The sequence below is a fragment of the Parafrankia elaeagni genome (genome assembly GCF_000374165.1).
Lineage (GTDB): Bacteria > Actinomycetota > Actinomycetes > Frankiales > Frankiaceae > Parafrankia > Parafrankia elaeagni.
The window spans coordinates 39,534-60,661 of the sequence record NZ_KB893715.1 but is presented as its reverse complement, the minus strand read 5'-3'; the positions used below and the strand labels follow the sequence as shown (position 1 = coordinate 60,661).

Genomic DNA, 21,128 nt, shown 5'->3' with positions numbered 1-21,128 from the left:
CTCTATCCACCAGGCTCCCGCGGGACCCGGCCCGTCAGCGGACCGCCGACGCCGGTGGCAGGTGGCATCGCGGCTCAGCCTAACGCCGTCGGATTTATTTGCACATAATCTGTCTCATCTGTACCTTCGACGAACGCCGACAAGGGCCGACCGCATGTCATGCCCGACCCGCCGGCCGATCAGGCATGTTGGAGGCAGCGCGTGACCTACTCCGCCGTGGGGCCCGCCGGCCCGTTGAGCTCGACCGAGAGCTGCGTGATCATCGGCACAGGAGTCGCCGGGGTGAGCGCGGCATTCGGACTCCGGTCCGCCGGCTTCGAGGGACGCGTCGTGCTTGTGGGCGGGGAGTCCCATGTGCCATACCTGCGTCCACCGCTTTCCAAGGACGTCCTACGAGGCGAGACACCGCCCGAGCGCCAGCTTCTGCGTCCTCTGACGCTGTTCACCCGACGCCAGATCGAGCTGCGCACCGGCGTCCAGGCGGTCGCGATCGACCCGGTGGCCCGGCTCGTCCGGCTCGACGACGGGGACTGTCTGCGGTACGGGCGGCTACTGCTCGCGACCGGGGGAAAGGCCAGGACCCTGCCTCAGGCCGACGGCGTGGCGGGGGTCTTCACGCTGAGGTCGCGAGACGATGCGGTCGCCCTGCGCGACGCGCTGGCCACTCGTCCTCGAGTCCTGGTCGTCGGCGCCGGTTTCATCGGCGCGGAGGTGGCCGCCAGCGCGCGCACGTTGGGCTGCGAGGTCACCGTCATCGAGGCCGCATCCACCCCGATGAGCCGGGTTCTCCCACCGTCGGTCGCAGCGATCTACCGCGATATCCACCGCTCTCACGGTGTCGACCTTCGGACTGGCGTCGGCCTCCACGGGCTGGAGCGGACCGGCGCGACAACGGTCGCCACCGGGACTGACGGCACACGTATCGAGGCCGAGGTAGTCGTGCTCGGCATCGGCATGGTCCCGGACACCGACCTCGCCGAGCGGGCCGGCGCCGTCGTGGCCGACGGGATCATCGTCGATGAGCACTGCGCGACCTCGATACCCGGCGTCTTCGCGGCTGGCGATGTCGCACGGGCCCCACGGCCCCGGTTCGGCGGCACTCATCGGCCCGAGCAGTGGCAGCACGCCCAGCACCAGGGCGCGTCCGCGGCTCGGGCCATGCTCGGGTACCAGGAGAAGGTCACCGAGGTCCCGTGGTGCTGGTCGGACCAGTACGACGTCAACCTGCAGATATGCGGATGGCCGTCGTTCGACGACCGCGTCCGCGTGCGTGGCGACCTGGACGCGCTCGACGGAATCGCCATCTTTGATCGCGGCGGCGTGGTGACCGGCGCGGTGGGCATCAACCGGTCCGACGACGTGCGTGCCCTGCGCCGCCTGATCCGGGATGGCACGACGGCGGACCCGGCTGTGCTCGTGGACCCCTCGACCGATCTTGCCGCTCTGACCGGAGCGTGACGGCCTGAACCATCACCGGCGCGGTCAGCGTGTCAGGCCGTCACGCTCCGGTCGTCAGCTCACGCACGGAGATGAGGAGTTTCGGTCGCGCAGGTGCCGCGGCCCGATTCCCCGAGACTGCCACGGCCCGCCTCGGAGCGGAGGGCGATACTGGCCGGCCTCAAATGTGGAGCGAGCGCGGCGGCGAGGGTGGAGACCTGGGTGCCCACCAGGATCAGCCCCGCCCGGGTTCCCGGGTCGATCCACTCGCCCTGCCTGTAGTTCGTCTCGGCGATCACAACCGCCGCCCCGTAGGGGGTGGGCATCCCCCGCAGGGCGTGGACGATCGTCCGAAGATTCTGCACCACACTCGTGGCGGCCTGGGTCCCGTACGCGACACCGATGCATCCGATGGGAAGATCCGAGAAATAGACACGGTCGTCCCTCGCCAGGTCCTCGGCGTGGTCCAGTGCGTTCTTGATCAAACCGGACACGGCACCGTGATATCCCGGGCTCGAAAGGATGAGACCATCGGCCCGCCGGAACGCGTCCACCAGCCGCTGCTGGTCGACGGTGCGCTCGCGCGCCGAAGGATCGTAGTGCGGGAGCTGGAGGTCCTTGGCTGTGAAGGAAAGAGTCTCAGCACCCCGGTCACGAGCTGCTTCCAACGCCAGCTCCATCGCCGTCTCCGACGATGATCCCGATCGGAGCGTGCCCCCAAGGCCAACGATCAGAGGTTTCATCTCTTACCTCTCCGAAACCATCGAGCACGGACCCCTCCGTTGCCCGCGCCGCCCACAGCCGGGCGCGAGACCGCGCTGCCGTCTGCCGCGAGGACCGAGAGCCCGAGATCCACGGGCCGCCGCACCGGAAGCCACGATGCCGATCGATACTTGACATATTGAACGATATCTGTCTACTTTGCAAGCCCTCTGGGTAGAGAACGATTTTTCCCGAGGAGGGATCCTCAGGGTAGTACGTAAGGCACACTGTTCGTCTAACCTGTCTCCCAGGCCACCGGTGACCTGGACGGGTTCCGACCAGTTTCCGCTCATGAGCTGGCCGAGATCGTTCCGAACCGGGAGCGATGTGATGACGGTTCCACCAACTGCTCCGGAGATGAGTACATGCGCTTCGCGACCTACCAGCTGACAGACGACGAGACCGGCCGGGACCGGGTCGGCGTCGCGCATGGCGACCAGCTCTACGAGATCCCGGGTGCGGGCCGCCTGGTGGATCTGTTGGACGATGCCGCGACGCTGCGCGACGCGGGCGGCCTCGCGCTGCGGGAACCGGCCAGCGTCGTCGAGCTCACGCAGGCCCGCCTGCGTGCTCCGATTCCCACGCCACCGTCGGTCCGCGACTTCATGACGTTCGAACAGCACATCGTGGGCACCTCGTTGAACCAGGGCCCGAACGGCAGGCCACCGAAGGTCTTCTATCGCCAGCCGCTCTTCTACTTCACCAATCCGGTGGCCACCATCGGCCCCGACGACGACGTCCCGGTACCTCCGGGTTCCAGGAGCTTCGACTTCGAGCTGGAGGTCGCCGCGGTGATCGGCCGGCCCGGCGCGAACCTCAGCGTGGAGCAGGCCGGCGAACACATCATCGGGTACACCATCCTCGTCGACTGGTCGGCGCGTGATCTGCAGTTCCGGGAGATGCAGGGCGATCTGGGCCCGGCCAAGGGCAAGGACACCGCTACGACGCTCGGCCCCTACCTCGTGACCGCCGACGAGCTCGCACCCTTCGCCAGCGGCCCCTCGTTCTCCTTGGCGATGGAGATCGAGGTGAACGGCAAGCCCTTCGGCGCCGACCGCCTGGACAACATGGGCTGGAGCTTCGCGCAGATGGTCGCCTACGCGGCCCGTGGCACCCGGGTCGTCACCGGGGACGTGCTGGGGTGTGGCACCTGCGGAAACGGCTGCCTCGCGGAGAAGTGGGGCAGGCAGGACGCCGCCCTCCCGAAGGAGGGCCTGCGGGTGGGCGACGTCCTCACCTTCCGGGTGGAGCACCTCGGCGAGATAACCCAGCGCATCGTCGAAGGCCCGCCGCTCCTGGACATCGGCCCCTGCCTGGCCCGCCCCGCCTGATCGCGGCCGGCGCCGACCGGGCGACAGCGTGCTGTTCGGCGCCTCGGGAGAGCCGTCACGGGGAGACACGAAGGGAAGCGGTCGGATGCGAGCCGCGGTAGTGCACACGTACGGCGAACCCGAGGGCGTCGTCGTCGAGGAGATCGATCGACACGTCGTGCTGGCGCCCGGGACAGCGAGGGTTGCCGTCAGGGCTGCCGCGGTGAACTACCCGGACCTGCTGCGCATCGCCGACACCTATCAGGTGTCGATTCCGCTCCCCTTCGTCCCGGGCAGTGAGTTCAGCGGCACCGTGGTCGACGTGGCACCGGATGTCGGGAACGTCCGCGTCGGTGATGCCGTCATCGGGGTCACCACCCACGGGGCCTTCGCTGAGGAGACCGTGCTCGAGGCGTGGCGGCTGACGAGGCTGCCGGCGGGGATCGACTGGCGGCAGGCGGCTGCCTTCGGCGTCACCTACACGACGTGCTACCACGCGCTGCGAACCTTCGCCCACGTCCGGCCGGACAACTGGGTGGTCGTTCTCGGCGCCGCCGGCGGAATCGGGCTCGCGGCCGTCGACATCGCTGTGGCCATGGGAACGCGGGTGCTCGCGGCCGCGTCGTCCGAGGAGAAGCTCGCCGTCGCCAGGGCCGCAGGTGCGGAGGCGACCGTCAACTACGCCACCGAAGATCTCAAGAAGCGGATCAAGGAGATCACCGGTGCCGGCGCGGACGTGGTTCTCGATCCTGTCGGTGGACCGGCCGCGGAGCAGAGCCTGCGGGCCCTGCGATGGGGCGGACGGTACGTGGTCGTCGGCTTCGCGTCGGGGGAGATCCCGCGGATTCCTCTCAATCTCGTTCTCCTCAAGGGAGTAGTGATCACCGGCTTCGAGAACCGCACGATCATGACGCATCTGCCCGAGGTCGCGCCGAAGCATCGGGCGGAGGTTTTCGATCTGCTGGCCACCGGCCGGTTGCGGCCGCGCATAGGCGGCGTGTATCCCCTGGACGACGTCGCCCGCGCGCTGCGGGAGGTGGCGGACCGCCGTGCGATCGGCAAGATCCTCGTGGACGTGGCGGCGTCTCCGGTCGCGACCCCCATCGCCGTGGAGGAGCCCTAGCGGCTGCCGCCCGGGAATCGGACAACGGACAGGTGCCACGACCCGCGAAGAGTAATAGACGGTTTAAACAACTTCAGTTTAATATGTTTCGAACAGGGCAGTCGCCCCTGACCGTCATCCGGGCTGTCGGCCGGTACGGCGGCAGGCTTCGGTGCGGCCATCGCCGCTTCCCGGTCCGCGGGCCGGAGCGGATGCGACCCGAGAGGTTGATCATGTCGGTACGGGATCCCCGAGGTCTCCCGGTGTTACGCCGGAGGGCCGTGTGTCGATGAAGATCGGCCTGTTCGGGATCAACCTCGGGCTCTGCTCCTACCCCGCCGGCCTGACGAGGGTCGCGCGGCTGGCCGAGGAACTCGGCTACGACTCCCTCTGGGCGGGCGAGCACATGGTGCTGCCCTCCCCCCGGGTGCCACCGTCCCCGATGGAACCGACGGACCGGATGCTCGACCCACTCTGCGCGCTGACCTTCGCGGCCGCGGCGACCTCCACGATCCTGCTCAGCACCGGAGTTCTGCTGCTGCCGCAGCGCAATCCGGTGGCGCTGGCCAAGGAGGCGGCGTCGCTGGACGTGCTGAGCGAGGGGCGGCTGCAGCTCGGCGTCGGCGTCGGCTACCTGGAGCAGGAGTTCGCGGCCGTGGGGGCGCCGATGGCCGACCGCGGGAGCCGGACGGCCGAGTACCTGGCGGCGATGCGGGCGCTGTGGACGCAGCCGGAACCGACGTTTCACGGGCGCTACGTCTCCTTCGACGGCGTCGACGCCCATCCCCGACCGGTCCGTGGCGACATCCCGATCGTGATGGGGGGCCGCAGCGTGCCGGCCCATCGGCGGGCGGTCGCCGACAGCCTCGGCTGGTACGGCTTCATGCTCGATCCGGACGCCACCAGCCAGAACCTGGCCGGCTTGCGGAAGGCGGCCGAGGAGGTCAAGCGGCGGGCCGATCTGCCGGCGCTCGAGGTGAGCGTCTCGCCGCCAGGGCTCAAGCCCGGATGGTTCGAGCGCTACGCCGAGCTGGGGGTGGACCGCATCGTCCTCGCCATGCCGACGAACCGGACGATGCCGGAAATCGAGGACTGGCTCGCCAGGCGGGCTCCGGCAACCGCCGACGCGCCCGCCTAGAGCACCTCCAGGCGGCTCAGCACCGGATGCGGCGCACCCGGGCGCCGGGGGCCGCCCTCGGAGCGCAGGAACGTCGTCACGAAAACGTTGTCAACCCGGATGAGGCGGTCGTCCGGTCCCAGAGGAGAAAATTCATGGCTGATTTCCCGGTCACCAGAGAGCTCTCGACGGAGGAGATCGACGGCTTCGTCAGGAAGTTCGACCATCACGACCCGAACTTCGGCAAGGACCCCTACCCGGTGTATGACCGCCTGGTGCGGGAGTGCCCGATCAAGCACAGTGACAACTACGGCGGATTCTGGCTCTTCACCGGCCATGAGGAAGTCCTGTGGGGCTACCAGAACTATCAGCTGCTGTCCACGTCGCCGTCGGTGAGCGTGCCGGCCGGACAGGGTGCCAAGCGGCCCATGCTGCCGCTCGAGGTCGACCCGCCGGTGCACACCAAGTACCGGACGCTGCTCTCCCCCGTCTTCGCTCCCAACCGCATGCGCGCCCTGGAACCGGAGATCCGCACCCTGTGCAACGACCTCATCGACTCCTTCATCGACAAGGGTGAGTGCGAGTTCATCAGCGAGTTCGCGAAGCCGCTGCCCACACAGATGTTTGTGAACATGCTCGGCATCCCGTTGGAGGAGGCCGAGAAGTTCACCGAATGGAACCACGGCCTCCTGCACGGTGTCGCCGACGACCCGGACGGCAGCAAGCGGGCGGCGATCGGGGTGGCGACGCGGGGCCGCCTCGCCGCGCTGCTGGAGGAGCGCAAGGCCAAGCGCGACAACGACATCATCTCCGTGCTCATCGACTCCGAGGTGGATGGCGAGAAGCTCGACGACGAGCACCTCCTCGACATCGCCTATCTGCTGTTCCTGGCCGGTCTGGACACGGTGCAGGGCGCGATGGGCTACCAGTTCGCCTATCTCGCCGCGCACTCCGAGCAGCGGGACCGGATGATCGCCGAGCCTGAGGTGATCCCGCGCGCCGTCGAGGAGCTGCTGCGCTGGGAGCCGCTGGTGACCGCGGGCCGTACCTGCACCCGGGACTTCGACTACAAGGGCATCTCGTTCAGGGAGGGCGAACGGGTCGTCTTCGTCAGCCGGGCCGCCGGCCGCGACCCGCGGGTGTACGACAACCCGGAGATCGTCGATTTCGACCGTCCCCCGGGCCGGACCCTGGCCTTCGCCGCCGGCCCGCACCGCTGCGTCGGGTCCCACCTGGCGCGTCTCGAGCTCACCATCGCCCACCAGGAGATCCTGCGTCGCATCCCCAGCTACCGGCTCAAGCCCGGCACCACGGTGACGAGCCAGGGCGGCAATGTCGCCGGCCTGAAGGAACTCTGGCTCCAGTGGGACGTGTGAGCGCCACCACGACCTCTGTCGTGGAGCCGGGGGCGGCGTCAGGGGCGATCGACGTCCCCACCGTCCGCCCCCGGACCGAATACCGCATCCTCGGCGACTCCGGGATCGCGGTCAGCTCCCTGTGCCTCGGCGCGATGATGTTCGGAAAGTACGGGAACCCCGACCACGACGAGTGCGTGGCGATCGTCAACCGCGCGCTGGACGCAGGCGTCAACTTCATCGACACCGCCGACCAGTACTCGGTCGGCGAGTCAGAGGAGATCGTTGGCAAGGCCGTCAGGGGCCGCCGGGACGACGTCGTGATCGCCACGAAGTTCACCATCCCGATGAGCGGCCGGCCGAACGACCGCGGCCATTCGCGCAAGTGGGTGATCCGCGCGGTCGAGGACAGCCTGCGCAGGCTCGGCACCGACTACATCGACCTGTATCAGGCGCACCGGCCTGACCCGAACACCGGCCTGGACGAGCTGCTCGGCACCCTGTCCATCCTGATCCAGCAGGGCAAGGTCCGTGCCATCGGCTCGTCCACCTTCCCCGCCCACCAGATCGTCGAGGCGCAGTGGGTAGCCGATCGGCGCGGGCGCGAGCGGTTCCTCACCGAGCAGCCGCCCTACTCGCTGCTGGCCCGCGGGATCGAACGCGACGTGCTCCCCGTGTGCGAGCAGTACGGCCTGGGGGTCATCACCTGGGGGCCGCTGGCCGGCGGCTGGCTGTCGGGGCGGTACAGCCGCGGCATGGAGCAGCCTTCGGCGCCCCGCAACCGGAACATGTTCGCCCGCTACGACCTCTCACGCCCCGAGAACCAGCGGAAGTTCGACACCGTCGAGCAGATCGCGGAGATTGCCAGGGACGCGAACCTGACGATGGCCGAACTGTCGATCGGCTTCGCTCTGAACCACCCCGCGGTCACCTCCGTGCTCATCGGCCCACGCACGCAGGCGCACCTGGAGGACCTGCTCGGCGTCCCGGAGGTCCGGCTCGACGCGGAGACACTCAACCGTCTCGACACAATCGCGCCACCAGGGTTCAACGCCACGGCGGCCGACGGCGGCTACCAGCCACCCGCGCTCGCCGACGCCGGACTACGCCGACGCCACGGCAGACCGTAGGCCACCGTTCACCCTTCGGGACATCAGCTCCGACGGGCGGGATTGCGGATGTGATGAGCCGGGTGGGGATCGATCCCCACCCGGCTCATCACATCCGCGGCTCCGGCGAGAAACGCGGACAACCGCGATGCCCCGGTGCGGCACCAGGAATACGAACGAAAGGGAACCAGAGCCATGACCATAGTCGTCACCGCCACGATCAGGCCAAAGCCCGGCCTGGCCGAACAGGTAGCCGCGATCTACGCGGAAGCCGCCGTGGACGTGCACAAGGAGGAAGGCTGCGAGCTCTACGCGGTACACACCAACCGGGACGGTGTCTACCTGGTGGAGAAGTGGACGAACGGCGCGGCCCTGCGTACGCACGCGGAGGGCGAGGGGGTCAGGGTCATTCGGGCCCGCACGGCCGATCTCGTGGAGGGCCCGACCCAGGCGGTCATCATGAAGCCGTATCCCGAGTCCGCCGACGGCAAGGGCGCGGTCTGAGCGAGGTCTCCGCCGGTCGACCGACCCTGATGGAAGTGCTCCAACCGATTGATCCCCCGGAGATGCAGGCCCCGGCCTGAGTTCTCCGGCCGGGCCGCACACGGTGGACCGAAGGACATCTTCGGCCCACCGTATGCGGCCCACTTCAGCGTCTCGGGACGATCAGTTTCGTCACCGGATTGCCGTGGACGTGGCCGCAGAATCCCCGCTGCCAGTACATGTCCGGGTTGCCCGCCACGACGATGCGCAGGTCCTCGGGCCGCAACAGCGTCGGGATCAGTCGGTCTGGGTCGTCAGAGAGCAGGAACTCGGGCGACACCTTTCCGGACCGGACCTGCTCCGCCAGGTCGAGATTGACGCAGCGCCCGTTGGCGAGAACCCGGCGGGCGGGAACCCTGGCATCCTCCCAGATGCGCTGGCGAACCCGGTCCTTGGTCCATCCGTGCGAGGAGAGCACCCGGGCGCAGTGCGGGCTGAGCAGCAGCATCGGATGCCACTCCGCCCAGGCCAGGCCGATCCAGACCCACTGCCCGAGCATCCCCTTGCCGAAGGACTCGACCAGCGGCACGAGATAGGTCTCCGGGTCGTTCGTCGACCCCTCGTGGTCGCCGTAGGGGACGGTCTCGCCCAGTATCCCGTGGACCGTCACGGAACTCTGCCCCCGGGCGACGCCGACATCCTCGGCGTAGGTGGGCCAGCCGACCGAGTCCACGGTGTCCTCGTCCTCGGCGATCGCGACGTGGAAGCTGCGCCCCAGCCCGGCCTTGTCGTTCTCCCCGGGAGGGATGCGGACCCCGGCCAGGTTGCGGATGTAGAGACGCAGGAACCGGCCGATCGAGGTGTTCGCACGCCGCCCCATCCGTTGCGCACCGGTGCCGGTGTTGAAGTCGAGCTCCTTGATCACCGGCCCGTTGATGATCACCAAGGGCTCCCAGCCGGCGCCGCCGCCGCTGTCCTTCAGGCCGAACGCCGGGTCCGCGATCGCCTCGACCGCGGCCAGCAGCACCGGCATGTACTCCGGTCGGCAGCCGGCCATGACCCCGTTGGCCGCCACGTTCCAGACCGTCGCGGCGCGCCGGTCCGGCAGCATCTCGGCGATGATCTCGTCGGGGGCGCGGTCGGTGTGGGCGAGAAACTGCTCGACCCGGTCGATGGTCGGTGGCATTACCGGCAGGCCGTCGGTCCACATCCGGTCGTAGAAGTGGTCGTTCACCTCGTCGATCGAACCGCGGAAGACGATCTCGCGTGGCTCCGGCTCCGGCGGCGGCGGCGCCAGCCGCGGCGACCCCGCGGTGAGACCGGCCACGATCTGGTCCGTCAGGGTGGTCCGCGCCTTCTCCGTCAGCTCTTCGGCGGAGTCGGCCGTGATCCGACCCGGATACACCGCGAGCGGAACCTCCTCCAAGCCGAGATAGCGCGCGACGATGACGGCCGCCGACTGGAAAAGGCTACCGACGACCGAGATCGCCGGAACACCCGCCTGTTCGGCGGTGAAAGAAGCCCGCAACACGGCAGGCGTGCAGGAGCCTCAATGACCGACGCCGGCGATGACGGCGTCCGCTTTCTGCGCGCGCAGGAACTCGGGAAGACGCGCCAGCGTCTCCTCCTCGTCGGCGACGTGGAAGTTACCGAACGCGTTGTAGTCGACGAAGCGAATACCGGGATAACGCCGACGCATCTCTTCGCGTACCGCGGGGAACACCTCGTCGCCGCGGAAGACGTGGTCCCACAGTTCGACGACGACGGCGCTGTTCAGATCGGCGACCCGCGGTGGCAGGGCCGGAACTCCGACGTCGGCGACCCGCCGCCCCAGCGGCCATACAACCTCATACTGCGCGTCCATTGTTCGGACACTAGCACCCGTCGGAAGAGGTTTCCACAGCCCGGCCGCCAGTTCACCCAGCTCAGCTTCACCCGGCTCAGTGCGCCACGGGCAGCCCGCCGACGGCGCCCGGATCCGCGGCGCCCCTGCTCCAGCACCTCGATACGGCCGGACCAGGCGCGTCGACCCGGCCCACCTTCGGGTCAACGACTGAGCGACAGGCCCGCGACAGGTGAGATCGCCACGGCGGGACGGCTCGGCCAGCCGACTCCCGGTGGAGTGGATCCGTCACGCGGCGGCGAGGAAACCCGACGTCGGCGGAGCCGATCAGCCGGCCCCGCGGCGCACGAAGCGTGACTCCGACGAGCCCGGCCACCGGACGATGCCGGATGGCGGCAGGCCTGGCGCAAAGTCTAGTCAACTGACTAGACTTCCGTTTCGAGCCGGCTCGGCTCGGCTCAGCTCGACTTCAACGCCACCCGACCACAGTGGAGCGTGCGTGTGTTCGATCTGATGATCGGCGCGGATTTCATGGTTCCCGATCCTGACGCCACCATGACCACGTTCGTCAAGGCCCTGGGCCTGCGCGAGCCGAAACCCCAGTGGCGGCAGGCCCCGCAGCGGCACGCCTACGTGGCCTGGTTCGCCCGGGTACATCCATCCTTCGCGGTGGCACCCACCGTGATCGAGCCGCAGGGTCACCGCGACCTGGACCAGCCGGACGATCCCTTCTTCCCGCAGCACCTCGCCGAACTGGATCGTTTCCAGGGCGGGTTCCGCCCCCACAAGCTGCACGCCACCCTCCTGGCCACGAGGGACTTCGATGAGCTGATCGGGAAGCTGGTCCGCCGGCGGGTGCCCTACCGGTTGGCGCCCACGTCCGAAGAGATGCCGATGGACCGCATCTGGATCGGGATACCGCCCGAATCCCTGCGCTACGACCCCAGCTACGACGGCGGCCTCGCTATCGAGGTCCTCCCGCTGCAGGCCCTGCGGCTACCCGACGCGGCGCTCCAGGACCCGCCGCCCGAGCCTCGCGACGCGGCCCCCGGCGAGATCATCCGGGTCGTCGCCCGCAGCCACATCGTTCGCGATCTCGATGACACGCTGCGGCGGGTGTCCCTCTACCTCGACTGGGAGCCGGACGGGCCGGTGGAGGTCATCGCCGAAGAAGGCTACCGGCGTGCGCGCATGCGGATGGGCCTGCGCCACAGCTCGGTCGTGGAGCTCATCGAACCGTTCGACGGCGACAGCGCGGTCGGGCGCTACCTGGCGACCTGGGGCCCGGGGCCCTACGCCACCCGGATCGCGGTGACCGATCTCGACGCCAAGCGCAAGGACCTCGAGGCGCGGGGCACCGGCTTCACCGAGATGGCTCCGAGCGCGGCGGTGCCCGGCGAACGCATTCAGGTCGACCCGAAGGCCGTCGAGAACCTTCTCTTCGAGTTCGTGGAGTACTCGCCGCTGTCCTGACGCGACAGCCGGCGAGCGGGGTGACGGTCAACGACGACCGTCACCCCGCTCGGGCATGTAACGACGCCTCGGCCGACCAATCCGCGGGCTCAGGGATGGCGTTCCACCCCGCGCCGCGCGGGCCGGAACGGCCGACGCAGCGTGCGGTGGGACGCCGTCCGGTCAGAGAAAAACGGCCAGGTTCGGTGTTCCCAGCGTTGACTGGTCCAGGTAGAGCACCCGCCGGGCCAGCTGGAAACCGCCGCCGTCGAGCTGGCGCAGGAGGTCCTGCCGCTCCCCCGAGATGACCTCCGAGTGCGAGTTGTCCCAGCGGTTGCGCAGCGCCAGCAGGTAGGAGGTCACCTCGAACTCGCCGGCCACCGCTGCCCGGTGGACCCGGACGTTGGTGACGTACCGACGCATCCGCGAGGGCGGGTCCTCGGCCCACCCGCTCTCGGTCGCGGTCAGCCGGGCGATCCGCAGGCCCGTCGTCGTGTAGTCGTCCTCGACGTGGTACATCGTGTCGTCAAAACCGAGGCCCTCCCCTCGCCTGCGCGTGAGACGGACCGGCACCTTGTACGTGTAGTCCGGCGCGAGAAGCTGCTGCCACTCGGTCAGGTCGTCATGGTCGAGCAGCAACGCCTCCTCGTCGAGGTGGTCCAGGATGTCAAGGTAGATGGGATCCCGCGCCGGGACCCGGGCGCCCCGCCTGGCCCCCGAGACCTCCGGCGTCCCGACGGTGGTGGTGCCCTCGATCGTCCGCGTCGTCATCGTTCAGGCCTCCTCGCCGACCATGTACTTCAGCCACTGGAGCCAGAAGTTCCAGCTGCCGTCGTCCTTGCTCGCGCCTTCGTAGACGAGGCCACCACCGGGCCAGTCGTCCGGCTTGTTGAGACCTACCCGCGCCTGGTACTTCAGCGTCTGGTTCCGACCTATCCACCCGCGGGCGGAGCGTTGCACCGACGGCCAGATCTCCGCGTCGTCCTGCTCCACCACGCCGCTGGTTCCGAGGCTGTGCAGCGTCGCCTGCCGAACCTCCCGCTTGGCTTCCTCGGGAATGCCACGTTCGACCGTCACCCAGTTGATGAACTCGAACGAGTCGACTCCCCGGGGTACGAAGGCGTGCCAGCTCGTCGCGGCCGACCAGGTGCCGTCCGGCATCGGCAGGTGGAAGTTCGTGACCCCGACGTTGGGGAACAACCCACCGACCACCGGTGGGCACTCGGCGAGAATCCTGATCTGGTCGGGAGTGAAACGCCGCTCGATCTCGGGAAGCATGTCATGGGTCATACCGGGGGGCGGGAGCAGGCGCAGCTTCCCGATCGGACTGAGCGCGGCCACGTCGACATCCCCGGCCACCATCGGGTAGACGAAGTCGAGCGGGGTACAACGAAGACCGTGTCCGTTGGCGCTGACATCGACGCCGTACAGCCCGGGTGCCACGTCACGAGAGAGCCCGTCCTCGTCGGTGGGGCCCAGAATACGGCGCCCGCCCTCCTTCAGCTCCAGCAACGACCGATGCAGCGTGAGGCTGTGATACCCATCCGGACCGTTGAACTGCTCACCGGCGGTCTTCCAGTTGGCGTCGATGACGAAGCGCTGCGGCGGCCCTACGGCCTCCATGCCCTGCTCGGACCGGTCGAACATGAGGTCCGTGTACCACTTGATATCACCGAGAAACTCATCGAGTGACGGACCGTCAAGGTTCCAGGTCGCAAAAATCATTCCAGCGTACGTGGTGGACCGAGCGCGTTTCAGGCCAAGTCCCGACTTGGGGGTGATGTCACCCCACATCTGCTCGTGCGCCACCGGCGCACCGCGGAAGTCGCCCTTCCTGCCATACACCCATCCGTGGTAGACGCAGCGGAAGTGGGACGCGTTGCCGACCTCCGCCCGACACACCTGCATCCCTCGGTGGGCACAGACGTTGAGCATCACGTTGACACTGCCGTCCCGGTCCCGCACCACGATGACCGGGTCGTCACCGATCTGGCGGGTCACGTAGTCCCCAGGGTTCGGTATCTCGCTCTCCGCGGCGAGGAGGACCCAGGTTCTCGACCAGAGCTTCGCCAGCTCCAGCTGGTAGATCTCCGGATCCTGCAGGACCCTCATCGAGACCTCGAACGTCTCGATGCTCAGCATGTCAGCCATGCGCTTTCCGTCCGAAAGCGCCGGTCCACGGTGAACCCGAAACCCTTGATCACTTAACATTCATGCGGCCTTTCTTCTGAATCACGAGACATCAACACCTGGGCACTGAATCTGGATGAACCGGTTCACCTCCGCTCTCAACTCCTCGGCCTCGGCGGTGGGAACCATGAAACCACCGTGGGGCGTCGCCTCGAACACGTTCAGGTCAGCGGTGATCTCGGCGCCGCGCAGGATTCGGTGCATCCGCACCGTGTTCGACAAGAACAGGTCGCGGGTCCCCGTGGCGAGGAAGGTTGACGGGAAGCCTTTGGAGAAGTCACCGAACAGCGGTGACAGGTAGGGGTCGCTGAGATCGTGGCCGGCTGCGTAAAGCTGGTTCGCCGGCATCAGGCTCCTGATCAGGACCGTGTCGATACCAAGGTTTGTCTGGAACGAGTCCCCCGACTCGGTGAGGTCGACCTCGGGCATCAGAAGAATCGCCGCCGAGGGAAACGGCAGGCCCTCGTCGCGGGCACGCAACGTCATTGCCGCCGCCAGGTTCCCCCCAGCGGAGACGCCGCCCATGACGATGCGGTCCGCCGGACAGGTCTCCAGCAACGCCCGGTACGCCACCATCGGCTCGGTACCTGCATCCGCGTACTCCTCCACCTGAGGACGATGCCGCGTGGCTCACTGTCGTCCACAACAAACGCATGTCGAACTCACCTGGATGCGCCGCGTTTCCTGCGGCGTCGACCCGAACCCTGTCCGGCCAGTTTCAGCCGGACCGGCTGACATCCGCCGTCGGCTTCTCGCCCAGGTAATGGACGAGCACCTCGTCACCGGCCTCGGCGGCCGGACCGCTCCAGGTCACCGCGCCCCGGTTGAGGATGACCGCGGTGTCGACGAAGGCCAGTGCCCGGTGCACGTACTGCTCGATCAGCACGATCGAGACTCCCGCGTCACGCGCGGTCGCGAGGGCCTCAAAAACCATGTCGATGAGCTTCGGTGCCAGACCGAGCGACGGTTCGTCGGCGATGACCAGCCGCGGTCCCGCGGCGAGTACCCGCGCGAGCGCCAGCATCTGCTGCTCGCCGCCGGAGAGCGTGCCGGCCGTCTGTCGACGGCGCTCGGCGAGGCGCGGGAACATCTCATACGCGGTGACGCATGCCTGCGCGGAGCCGGCCCTCCCCGCGCCCCGGAAGAACATCCGGAGGTTGTCCTGTACCGACAGCCCACGGAAGATCCCGCGTCCCTCAGGCAGATAGGCCAGACCGAGCCGGCTGATCCGCGCCGCCGACCGGCCGGTCACGTCCGCTCCGTCGAAGACGATCCGGCCGGCCGACGGCGGAGTGAGGCCGCACACGGCCTGCGCCAGGCTCGACTTCCCCGCGCCGTTCACTCCAAGGACGGCGACGGCCTGTCCCCGTCGTACCTGGAGCGACACCCCGAACAGCGCCTGGGCCGCCCCGTAGGTCACAGACAGGCCCTCCACGGTGAGCAACGGCACCGCTTCGCCCGCCGGTTCCTCGGACGACGCGTCGACGGAGGACGTACTGGCGCCTGGCGGGTTCATCATGACGCTCCCTGGCTCTGGTCGAGGTCCCCGGCGGTTCCGAGATACGCGTCCCGCACGACGCTGGAGGCCCGGATCTCCGCGGGAGTGCCGTCGGCGACGAGCTTGCCGAAGTCGAGGACGTACACGTGATCGCTGAGACCCAGGACCAGGCCCAGATCGTGTTCGACCATGAGCAGCGACAGCCCCTCGGAATCGACCGCGGCCCGCAGGACCTCGCCGAGCCGTTCGGTCTCCCCCACGTCCAGGCCGGAGGACGGTTCGTCCAGCAGCAGCAGGGTGGGCTCGGCGGCGAGCGCGCGAGCCACCTCAAGGCGCCGGAGCATCCCCAGCGGCAACGCGGCGGCGCGACGATCCTCGACGCCCCGCAGCTCCAGCTGGTCGAGCAGGCTGTCGACCCGATCCTCCTCGCCGACGTCGCGTCGCCACCGCGAGGGCGTCATCAGCAGGTCGGTGACGAGACGCCGCCGGGCGTGCCGGGCGCGGTAGGCGACGAGCAGGTGCTCCCGGACCGTCAGCGTGAAGAAGATCTCCGGGTGCTGGAAGGTGCGAGCCAGGCCGCGGCGAGCACGGGCCTGGGCGGTGGCCCCGGTGACGTCCACGCCACCGAGTCGCACCTGGCCCGACTGCGGCCGCTGCAGTCCGGACAGCACGGCGAACAGCGTCGACTTACCGGCTCCGTTGGGCCCGACGAGCCCGACCACCGACCTGGTCGGCACCTTCAGCGACACGGTGTCCACCGCGACCAGACCACCGAAGCGCACCACGACGTCGCGGGCCTCGAGAAGCGGGGCTGGCGGCGCGGAGCCTGCCGCCGGATCGCCCTCGGCCGCCCTCCCGTGCTGCTGCCCGGAGTCGTCCCGCACGATCTCGCTCACGCTCGCTCCTCCGGACCCAGCTTTTCGCGCGGCGCGGAGCCGCCCCCCCGGATGGCACCGACGGCGCCGCCCGGACGCGTGCTCACCGGCTCACTGTCCGTTCCGGCCACCGGAACTGTGGCCACTGCCGTTGACGGGGTGATGGTCGGCGTCCCGCCGGCGCCACGACCAAAGACCAGCCGCGCTCCCCGGGCCACCCGGTCAGCCAGCGAGCCGAGATCGGCCGCCATGCCGTCCGGTTGTCGCACCATGCCGATCGCGGCCAGGCCGAACAACAACGTGGGCACCGGCGTCCAGGAGGCGGGCAGGTACTGGGTCACCAGCCCGGGAATGACTGTCAGCGACAGGCCGGCCGCGGCCGCGCCGGGCACGCTGCGGATGCCCACCGCCACCGCGACGGTCAGCCAGATCAGTCCGATCGGGGTAGCGAAGGAGTCCAGCAGCGAGGCCTGCTGGTACATGGCCAGCATGCCGCCGCCGATCGCGGCCACACCGGCGCCGACCCCGACGAGCAGCGCGCGCAACGCGGTCGTGTTGAGGCCGAGCGTCCGGGCTCCGGGCACGCTCCACCGGCCCGCCACGACTCCCAGGCCGGTCGTGGACCGGCGCAGGTTCACGACGAACAGCGCCAGCAACGCGAACACCACCAGGGCGAAGTAGGCGAAGGCGACGTCACCGGAGGCGAAAGAGGGGCGCGCGACGTCCACCCCGGCGCCGCTGCGGTAGAAGTGCTCGGATCGGAACACGAGGCTGTCCAGCAACAGACCGAAGGTCAGCGTTATCACGGCGATGTAGAGATCGCCCAGGCGCACCGTCAGCACGCCGACCAGCAACCCGAGCAGGAGCGCCACCGCCCCGGCACAGACCAGCGCCAGCAGCGGGGAAAAGCCGTTCTCGGCGGTCAGCTGGCCGACGGCGGCCGCGCCGAGCCCGGCGAAGGACACCTGCGCCAGCGAGATGAAGCCACCCTCACCGGTCACGAGCGTGAACGACAGCATGGCGATGCCCAGGACGAGCCCCGAGGCCACCAGGCCCAACCAGAAGTTGTTCAGCACCGCCGGCAGCACGAGAACGGCCACGATCGCCGCCACCGCACCCGGGTTACCCACCGCGATGCCGAGCGGGCCGCGGCGCGCGCCCGTGGCCCGCCTCGCCCGGCGTTCGTCCTCCCGGGCCAGGGCGACGCCGAGGGCGGTCTCGTGCTCGCCCCGCGGCTCACGGACCTGGCGCGATCCGAGCAGGATGAACAGCACGACGAAGATGAACGGCACCGAGGGAATCAGTTTGTCGGCGAGCGAGCTGTCCGCGGGCGCCCACTTGCGGACCAACGCGGTCGCCACGCCGATCAGGAGCGCGACGACGACGGCACGGCCGGGGAACCGCATCCTGGCGATGACGACGGCGGTGAACGCCGTGGCCGTCAACAGCGTGAAACTGTCCGACTGCAGTCCGAGGGTCGGCGCGACCAGGATCCCGGCGAGCCCGGAGAGGACGAAACTCACTGACCACACCCCGGCGCTGACGACCTGCGGATTTACTCCCGTCAGCGTCGTCATGGTCTCTGAGTCGACGACGGCTCGTACCACCAGACCGACGTTGGTGAATCGCAGTACGAACGCGCCGACGGCGAGCACGGCGACCAGGCAGGCGATTACGATGACCTGGTCGAGGGTCATGGCGACGCCGAACGGGTGATACACGTCGACCGGCCGCGGCGCGAGGCCGGGTGGGGCACCGTAGATCTCTTCCTTGCCGAACAGCAGTTGCGCCGCCGGCGGGATGGCGACGGAGAGCCCGATGGTCGCGGCGACCTTGACCAGGGTGGGCGAGCGGGCGAGACCGCGGAACAGGAGTGCCCACAGCACGAGCCCGGCCAGCGGCGACACCACCAGGATGACCAGCGCCGCGGCGGGGAGGATGCCCCACCCCTGCTCGACGTGCAGGTAGAAGTAGAGCCGCGCGGCGAAGAACGCGTAGGCGCCGTAGGCGAAGTTGAGTACGCCGGCCGACAGATAGGTCGAGACGAGGCCGAGTGCCGCCAGCGCGTAGATGCTGCCGCTCACCAACCCGGCGATGATGTACTGGGTCACGTCCGGCTGCTCCTTGGACGTCGGATCAGATGCGTCGGATCGAACGCTGGGTGCCGGGTGGGGCAGGTGCTGCTGCCCGTCCGGGTCCTCCGGCGTGCCACAGGTCACGGTGCGCGGGAGGACTGCCTCAGAGCCGGCCCCAGCTCGGGGCCATTCGCTGCTCGGCGGTCACTCGCTGATCGGCTCGCCGCAAATCGGCTTGCCACCGTTCTGTGGCACGAAGGTGTCGCCGGTGAGCCGGACGACAAAGGTGCAGCCGTTCGCGCCGAGGCCCTCGGAGCTGCCCTTGCCGAAGTCGGCGAAGTTCACCTTGGCGGGCAGCAGTCCGTCGGCGTCGAAATCGCTGACGGTGCGCATCGAGGAGATGATCGACGCCGGTGTCGGGTCGTCCCCGGCCGCGGTGAGCCCGGCGATGATCGCCGAGGCGGAGAGCCAGCCCATGATGTCGAAGGCATAGAAGGTGTCCTTACCCAGGCCCGCATACTTCTCCAGCGCCGCCTGGACGGCCTTCGTCGCCGGGGAGCCGAGCTGCTGCGGAGCGTAGTAGAGCCCGAAATCCATGCCCTGCAGAACGCTCTCTGCCGCCGAGCCCAGGATCGACGGGGAGTACGTGGAGATGAGGAACCCGCGTGTGATCGGCGCGCCGGCCTGCTTGGCCGCGGTGATCAGCGCCACGTTCGCGGGGCCGCCCAGCGCGGTGATGACGGTGTCGACACCCGCATCCTTGAGGCTGAGCGCGAGACCGGAGAAGTCGTTGCTGCCGATCTGGGTGCTCGTGTTGATGATGGGCGTGGCGAGTCCGGCCGCGGTGGTCGATGCACCCTGGTTTTCCGCGTCCACCTTCGACGAGGGCGAGTCGGAGTAGCCGATCGACCCGACGGACCTCGATCCGATAGACTTCAGGTAGGCACCGATCGTCGTGAACGGCACGCTGTCCGGGTCGGCGCTGCCCCAACTGCCGAACATGTTCCGGTAGGGCTCCTTGCCCCAGAACGGCCCTGAGTACAGGCCGCCGAACACCGGGATCTTCGCCTGGTTGAGGTAGCGGATGGACCCCGAGACGAACGCCGACTCATTGGCGACCGCCACCACATGGTCCGACTGGACCAGTTTCTGTGCGGCCGTCAGATTGCCCTGGGAAGAACCGGCGTCGTCTGCGACGACGACCTCGATACGGCGCCCGTTGACCCCACCCTTGGCGTTCTCCACCTCGATCCGGGCCTTGAAGTCCTTGTCCACACCGACGAACTGCGCCGCCAACGGTCCGCTCAGCGACGTGATGAGTCCGATCTTGATAGTGCCGGACGAGCCGGACGAGCCGGACGAGCCGCCGCAGGCCGTGACCAGAACCAGCGATGCCGCGGTACCGAGAATTCCCAGGGTTAATCGACGCACAGGGTATCTCCTCAATTACTGAAAACGCGGACGGGGCCCCTCCCCTGTCCGTGTGATCCACCCCATATTCCTGGGCGGCGCAGCAGACAGTACAACTAATTCGAAATCTGTTCAACCCGCCTCAGCGACGGACGTGGTCGACTCAGCAGCTCTGGAAGCCCTCGCGCCGAGGCCGCCCATGCGATCCCTCCGACGGAACGGCAAGGAGGCCGACGGGGCAATCCCCCGCCGGCTCGCTGCCTTCAGTGAGTCCTTTTCAGGCTATCGGCCCGCGCTCTTCTCTCGAACGAGCTCGGCGACGTCACGCGGAACATGTTTCGGGATGGGTGACTTCAACGGCGCGGCCGTCATGCCCCCGTCGACGAGAATCTCCGCACCGCTGCTGTACGAGGACTCGTCCGAGGCGAGAAAGAGGACGGCTCGGGCGACCTCCTCGGGATAACCGATACGGGGGATCGGCTGCCCGGCGAAGTTCTTGTTGATGTCCGGGGGCAGACTTCCGTCGTCAACGGACATCTGGGTGTAGATACCACCGGGCAGAACCGCGTTCACCCGGATTCCCCAGCGGCCGAGCTCACCCGCGGCGATCCTGCTGATGCCGCGCAGCGCGTGCTTGCTGCCGGCGTAGGCCGTCTTCCCGATCAGGCCGGCGGCCACCGAGGCGGAGCCGATGTTGACGATGACGCCGCCGCCGGCGGCGCGCATCGGCGCGGCGACCGCGCGGATGCCGAGCCAGGGCCCGAGCTGATTGACCTTGACGAGCCGCAGGAAGTCCTCCACCGAGGTGTCCTCCAGCCAGGCCGTCAGGTTGATCCCCGCGCCGTTCACCAGGATGTCGATCCGGCCGAACTCCTCGAGCACGCGACCGACCGCGCGGGCCCAGCCCTCCTCGTCCGTCACGTCGAGATGCTGGAACACGGCCTGTTCGCCGAGTTCGGCGGACAGGCGCTCGCCCGCCTCGTCGTGGATGTCGGCGATGACGACCGTCGCGCCCTCCTCGACGAACAGCTGGGCCTGGCTCGCGCCCTGCCCCTGGGCACCACCCGTGATCATGGCAATCCTGCCTGCCAGTCGTCCTGTCATCAGAAA

18 protein-coding genes and 1 pseudogene are annotated in these 21,128 nt (G+C 68.7%); 8 read left to right on the top strand and 11 right to left on the bottom strand.

The features are described 5' to 3' along the window. Positions 1–201: 201 nt before the first annotated feature. Positions 202–1,458 carry an NAD(P)/FAD-dependent oxidoreductase gene (locus B207_RS0109780; protein WP_018636345.1) on the top strand — a complete coding sequence of 419 codons (1,257 nt, stop codon included), beginning with the start codon at positions 202–204 and terminating at the stop codon, positions 1,456–1,458. A gap of 59 nt (positions 1,459–1,517) precedes the next feature. Here the strand turns inward: B207_RS0109780 and B207_RS33290 are convergent, their stop codons facing one another. Then, positions 1,518–2,180 carry an NADPH-dependent FMN reductase gene (locus B207_RS33290; protein ID WP_154675250.1) on the bottom strand — a complete coding sequence of 221 codons (663 nt, stop codon included), beginning with the start codon at positions 2,178–2,180 and terminating at the stop codon, positions 1,518–1,520. A gap of 384 nt (positions 2,181–2,564) precedes the next feature. Between B207_RS33290 and B207_RS33285 the strand changes: the two genes are divergently transcribed. The 6 genes from B207_RS33285 (at position 2,565) to B207_RS0109740 (ending at position 8,696) form a co-directional block, all read left to right on the top strand. After that, complete coding sequence (locus B207_RS33285) at positions 2,565–3,530, top strand: fumarylacetoacetate hydrolase family protein (protein WP_018636343.1); 966 nt, start codon at positions 2,565–2,567, stop codon at positions 3,528–3,530. A gap of 85 nt (positions 3,531–3,615) precedes the next feature. Then, positions 3,616–4,632: an NADPH:quinone oxidoreductase family protein gene (locus B207_RS33280; RefSeq protein ID WP_035740407.1), complete on the top strand. Its 1,017-nt coding sequence runs from the start codon at positions 3,616–3,618 to the stop codon at positions 4,630–4,632. 268 nt (positions 4,633–4,900) lie between these two features. After that, positions 4,901–5,749 (top strand): LLM class F420-dependent oxidoreductase, encoded by an 849-nt coding sequence (locus tag B207_RS33275; protein WP_230204952.1) that lies wholly within the window; start codon positions 4,901–4,903, stop codon positions 5,747–5,749. Between the two features lie 134 nt (positions 5,750–5,883). Then, positions 5,884–7,104, top strand: coding sequence for a cytochrome P450 (locus B207_RS33270; protein WP_018636340.1), 1,221 nt, complete (start codon positions 5,884–5,886; stop codon positions 7,102–7,104). 47 nt (positions 7,105–7,151) lie between these two features. Beyond that, entirely contained in the window at positions 7,152–8,213 is a 1,062-nt protein-coding gene (locus B207_RS0109745) for an aldo/keto reductase (protein ID WP_026310886.1), read from the top strand. Positions 8,214–8,387: 174 nt separating this feature from the next. Next, complete coding sequence (locus tag B207_RS0109740; RefSeq protein ID WP_018636338.1) at positions 8,388–8,696, top strand: putative quinol monooxygenase; 309 nt, start codon at positions 8,388–8,390, stop codon at positions 8,694–8,696. 145 nt (positions 8,697–8,841) lie between these two features. Here the strand turns inward: B207_RS0109740 and B207_RS36785 are convergent. Continuing rightward, a pseudogene (locus B207_RS36785) lies at positions 8,842–10,212 on the bottom strand (UGSC family (seleno)protein); the annotation flags it as partial. A gap of 12 nt (positions 10,213–10,224) precedes the next feature. Further along, positions 10,225–10,539 carry a UGSC family (seleno)protein gene (locus tag B207_RS0109730; RefSeq protein WP_018636336.1) on the bottom strand — a complete coding sequence of 105 codons (315 nt, stop codon included), beginning with the start codon at positions 10,537–10,539 and terminating at the stop codon, positions 10,225–10,227. A gap of 474 nt (positions 10,540–11,013) precedes the next feature. Here B207_RS0109730 and B207_RS0109725 point away from each other — a divergent pair, with 474 nt between their 5' ends. Beyond that, positions 11,014–11,991: a VOC family protein gene (locus B207_RS0109725; protein ID WP_230204941.1), complete on the top strand. Its 978-nt coding sequence runs from the start codon at positions 11,014–11,016 to the stop codon at positions 11,989–11,991. 162 nt (positions 11,992–12,153) lie between these two features. On the opposite strand, the gene B207_RS0109720 is transcribed toward B207_RS0109725, so the two are convergent. From B207_RS0109720 to B207_RS33255, 8 genes are all read right to left on the bottom strand, one after another. Continuing rightward, positions 12,154–12,741, bottom strand: a complete 588-nt coding sequence (locus tag B207_RS0109720) for an aromatic-ring-hydroxylating dioxygenase subunit beta (RefSeq protein ID WP_018636334.1) — start codon at positions 12,739–12,741, stop codon at positions 12,154–12,156. Positions 12,742–12,744: 3 nt separating this feature from the next. Beyond that, positions 12,745–14,121, bottom strand: a complete 1,377-nt coding sequence (locus B207_RS0109715) for an aromatic ring-hydroxylating oxygenase subunit alpha (RefSeq protein ID WP_018636333.1) — start codon at positions 14,119–14,121, stop codon at positions 12,745–12,747. Between the two features lie 81 nt (positions 14,122–14,202). Then, complete coding sequence (locus B207_RS0109710; RefSeq protein ID WP_154675258.1) at positions 14,203–14,736, bottom strand: alpha/beta hydrolase fold domain-containing protein; 534 nt, start codon at positions 14,734–14,736, stop codon at positions 14,203–14,205. A gap of 142 nt (positions 14,737–14,878) precedes the next feature. Continuing rightward, positions 14,879–15,679 carry an ABC transporter ATP-binding protein gene (locus tag B207_RS0109705; RefSeq protein ID WP_230204939.1) on the bottom strand — a complete coding sequence of 267 codons (801 nt, stop codon included), beginning with the start codon at positions 15,677–15,679 and terminating at the stop codon, positions 14,879–14,881. Next, positions 15,676–16,554 carry an ABC transporter ATP-binding protein gene (locus B207_RS0109700; protein ID WP_018636330.1) on the bottom strand — a complete coding sequence of 293 codons (879 nt, stop codon included), beginning with the start codon at positions 16,552–16,554 and terminating at the stop codon, positions 15,676–15,678. The genes B207_RS0109705 and B207_RS0109700 overlap by 4 nt, the downstream gene beginning before the upstream one ends. Beyond that, positions 16,551–18,644, bottom strand: coding sequence for an ABC transporter permease (locus B207_RS33260; protein ID WP_018636329.1), 2,094 nt, complete (start codon positions 18,642–18,644; stop codon positions 16,551–16,553). The genes B207_RS0109700 and B207_RS33260 overlap by 4 nt, the downstream gene beginning before the upstream one ends. A gap of 168 nt (positions 18,645–18,812) precedes the next feature. Beyond that, complete coding sequence (locus tag B207_RS0109690; RefSeq protein WP_018636328.1) at positions 18,813–20,039, bottom strand: ABC transporter substrate-binding protein; 1,227 nt, start codon at positions 20,037–20,039, stop codon at positions 18,813–18,815. A 261-nt stretch (positions 20,040–20,300) separates the two neighbouring features. Continuing rightward, positions 20,301–21,122 carry an SDR family NAD(P)-dependent oxidoreductase gene (locus tag B207_RS33255; RefSeq protein ID WP_154675249.1) on the bottom strand — a complete coding sequence of 274 codons (822 nt, stop codon included), beginning with the start codon at positions 21,120–21,122 and terminating at the stop codon, positions 20,301–20,303. Positions 21,123–21,128 lie beyond the last annotated feature (6 nt).

Excerpts from the sequence above, each read along its gene's own strand:
- B207_RS0109720 (WP_018636334.1), bottom strand. The coding sequence starts at position 12,741 with ATGACGACGCGGACGATCGAGGGCACCACCACCGTCGGGACGCCGGAG.
- B207_RS0109730 (WP_018636336.1), bottom strand. The coding sequence starts at position 10,539 with ATGGACGCGCAGTATGAGGTTGTATGGCCGCTGGGGCGGCGGGTCGCC.
- B207_RS0109705 (WP_230204939.1), bottom strand. The coding sequence starts at position 15,679 with ATGATGAACCCGCCAGGCGCCAGTACGTCCTCCGTCGACGCGTCGTCC.
- B207_RS33255 (WP_154675249.1), bottom strand. The coding sequence starts at position 21,122 with ATGACAGGACGACTGGCAGGCAGGATTGCCATGATCACGGGTGGTGCC.
- B207_RS0109710 (WP_154675258.1), bottom strand. The coding sequence starts at position 14,736 with ATGGTGGCGTACCGGGCGTTGCTGGAGACCTGTCCGGCGGACCGCATC.
- B207_RS33280 (WP_035740407.1), top strand. The coding sequence starts at position 3,616 with ATGCGAGCCGCGGTAGTGCACACGTACGGCGAACCCGAGGGCGTCGTC.
- B207_RS33275 (WP_230204952.1), top strand. The coding sequence starts at position 4,901 with ATGAAGATCGGCCTGTTCGGGATCAACCTCGGGCTCTGCTCCTACCCC.
- B207_RS0109740 (WP_018636338.1), top strand. The coding sequence starts at position 8,388 with ATGACCATAGTCGTCACCGCCACGATCAGGCCAAAGCCCGGCCTGGCC.
- B207_RS33285 (WP_018636343.1), top strand. The coding sequence starts at position 2,565 with ATGCGCTTCGCGACCTACCAGCTGACAGACGACGAGACCGGCCGGGAC.
- B207_RS33290 (WP_154675250.1), bottom strand. The coding sequence starts at position 2,180 with ATGAAACCTCTGATCGTTGGCCTTGGGGGCACGCTCCGATCGGGATCA.
- B207_RS0109715 (WP_018636333.1), bottom strand. The coding sequence starts at position 14,121 with ATGGCTGACATGCTGAGCATCGAGACGTTCGAGGTCTCGATGAGGGTC.
- B207_RS33270 (WP_018636340.1), top strand. The coding sequence starts at position 5,884 with ATGGCTGATTTCCCGGTCACCAGAGAGCTCTCGACGGAGGAGATCGAC.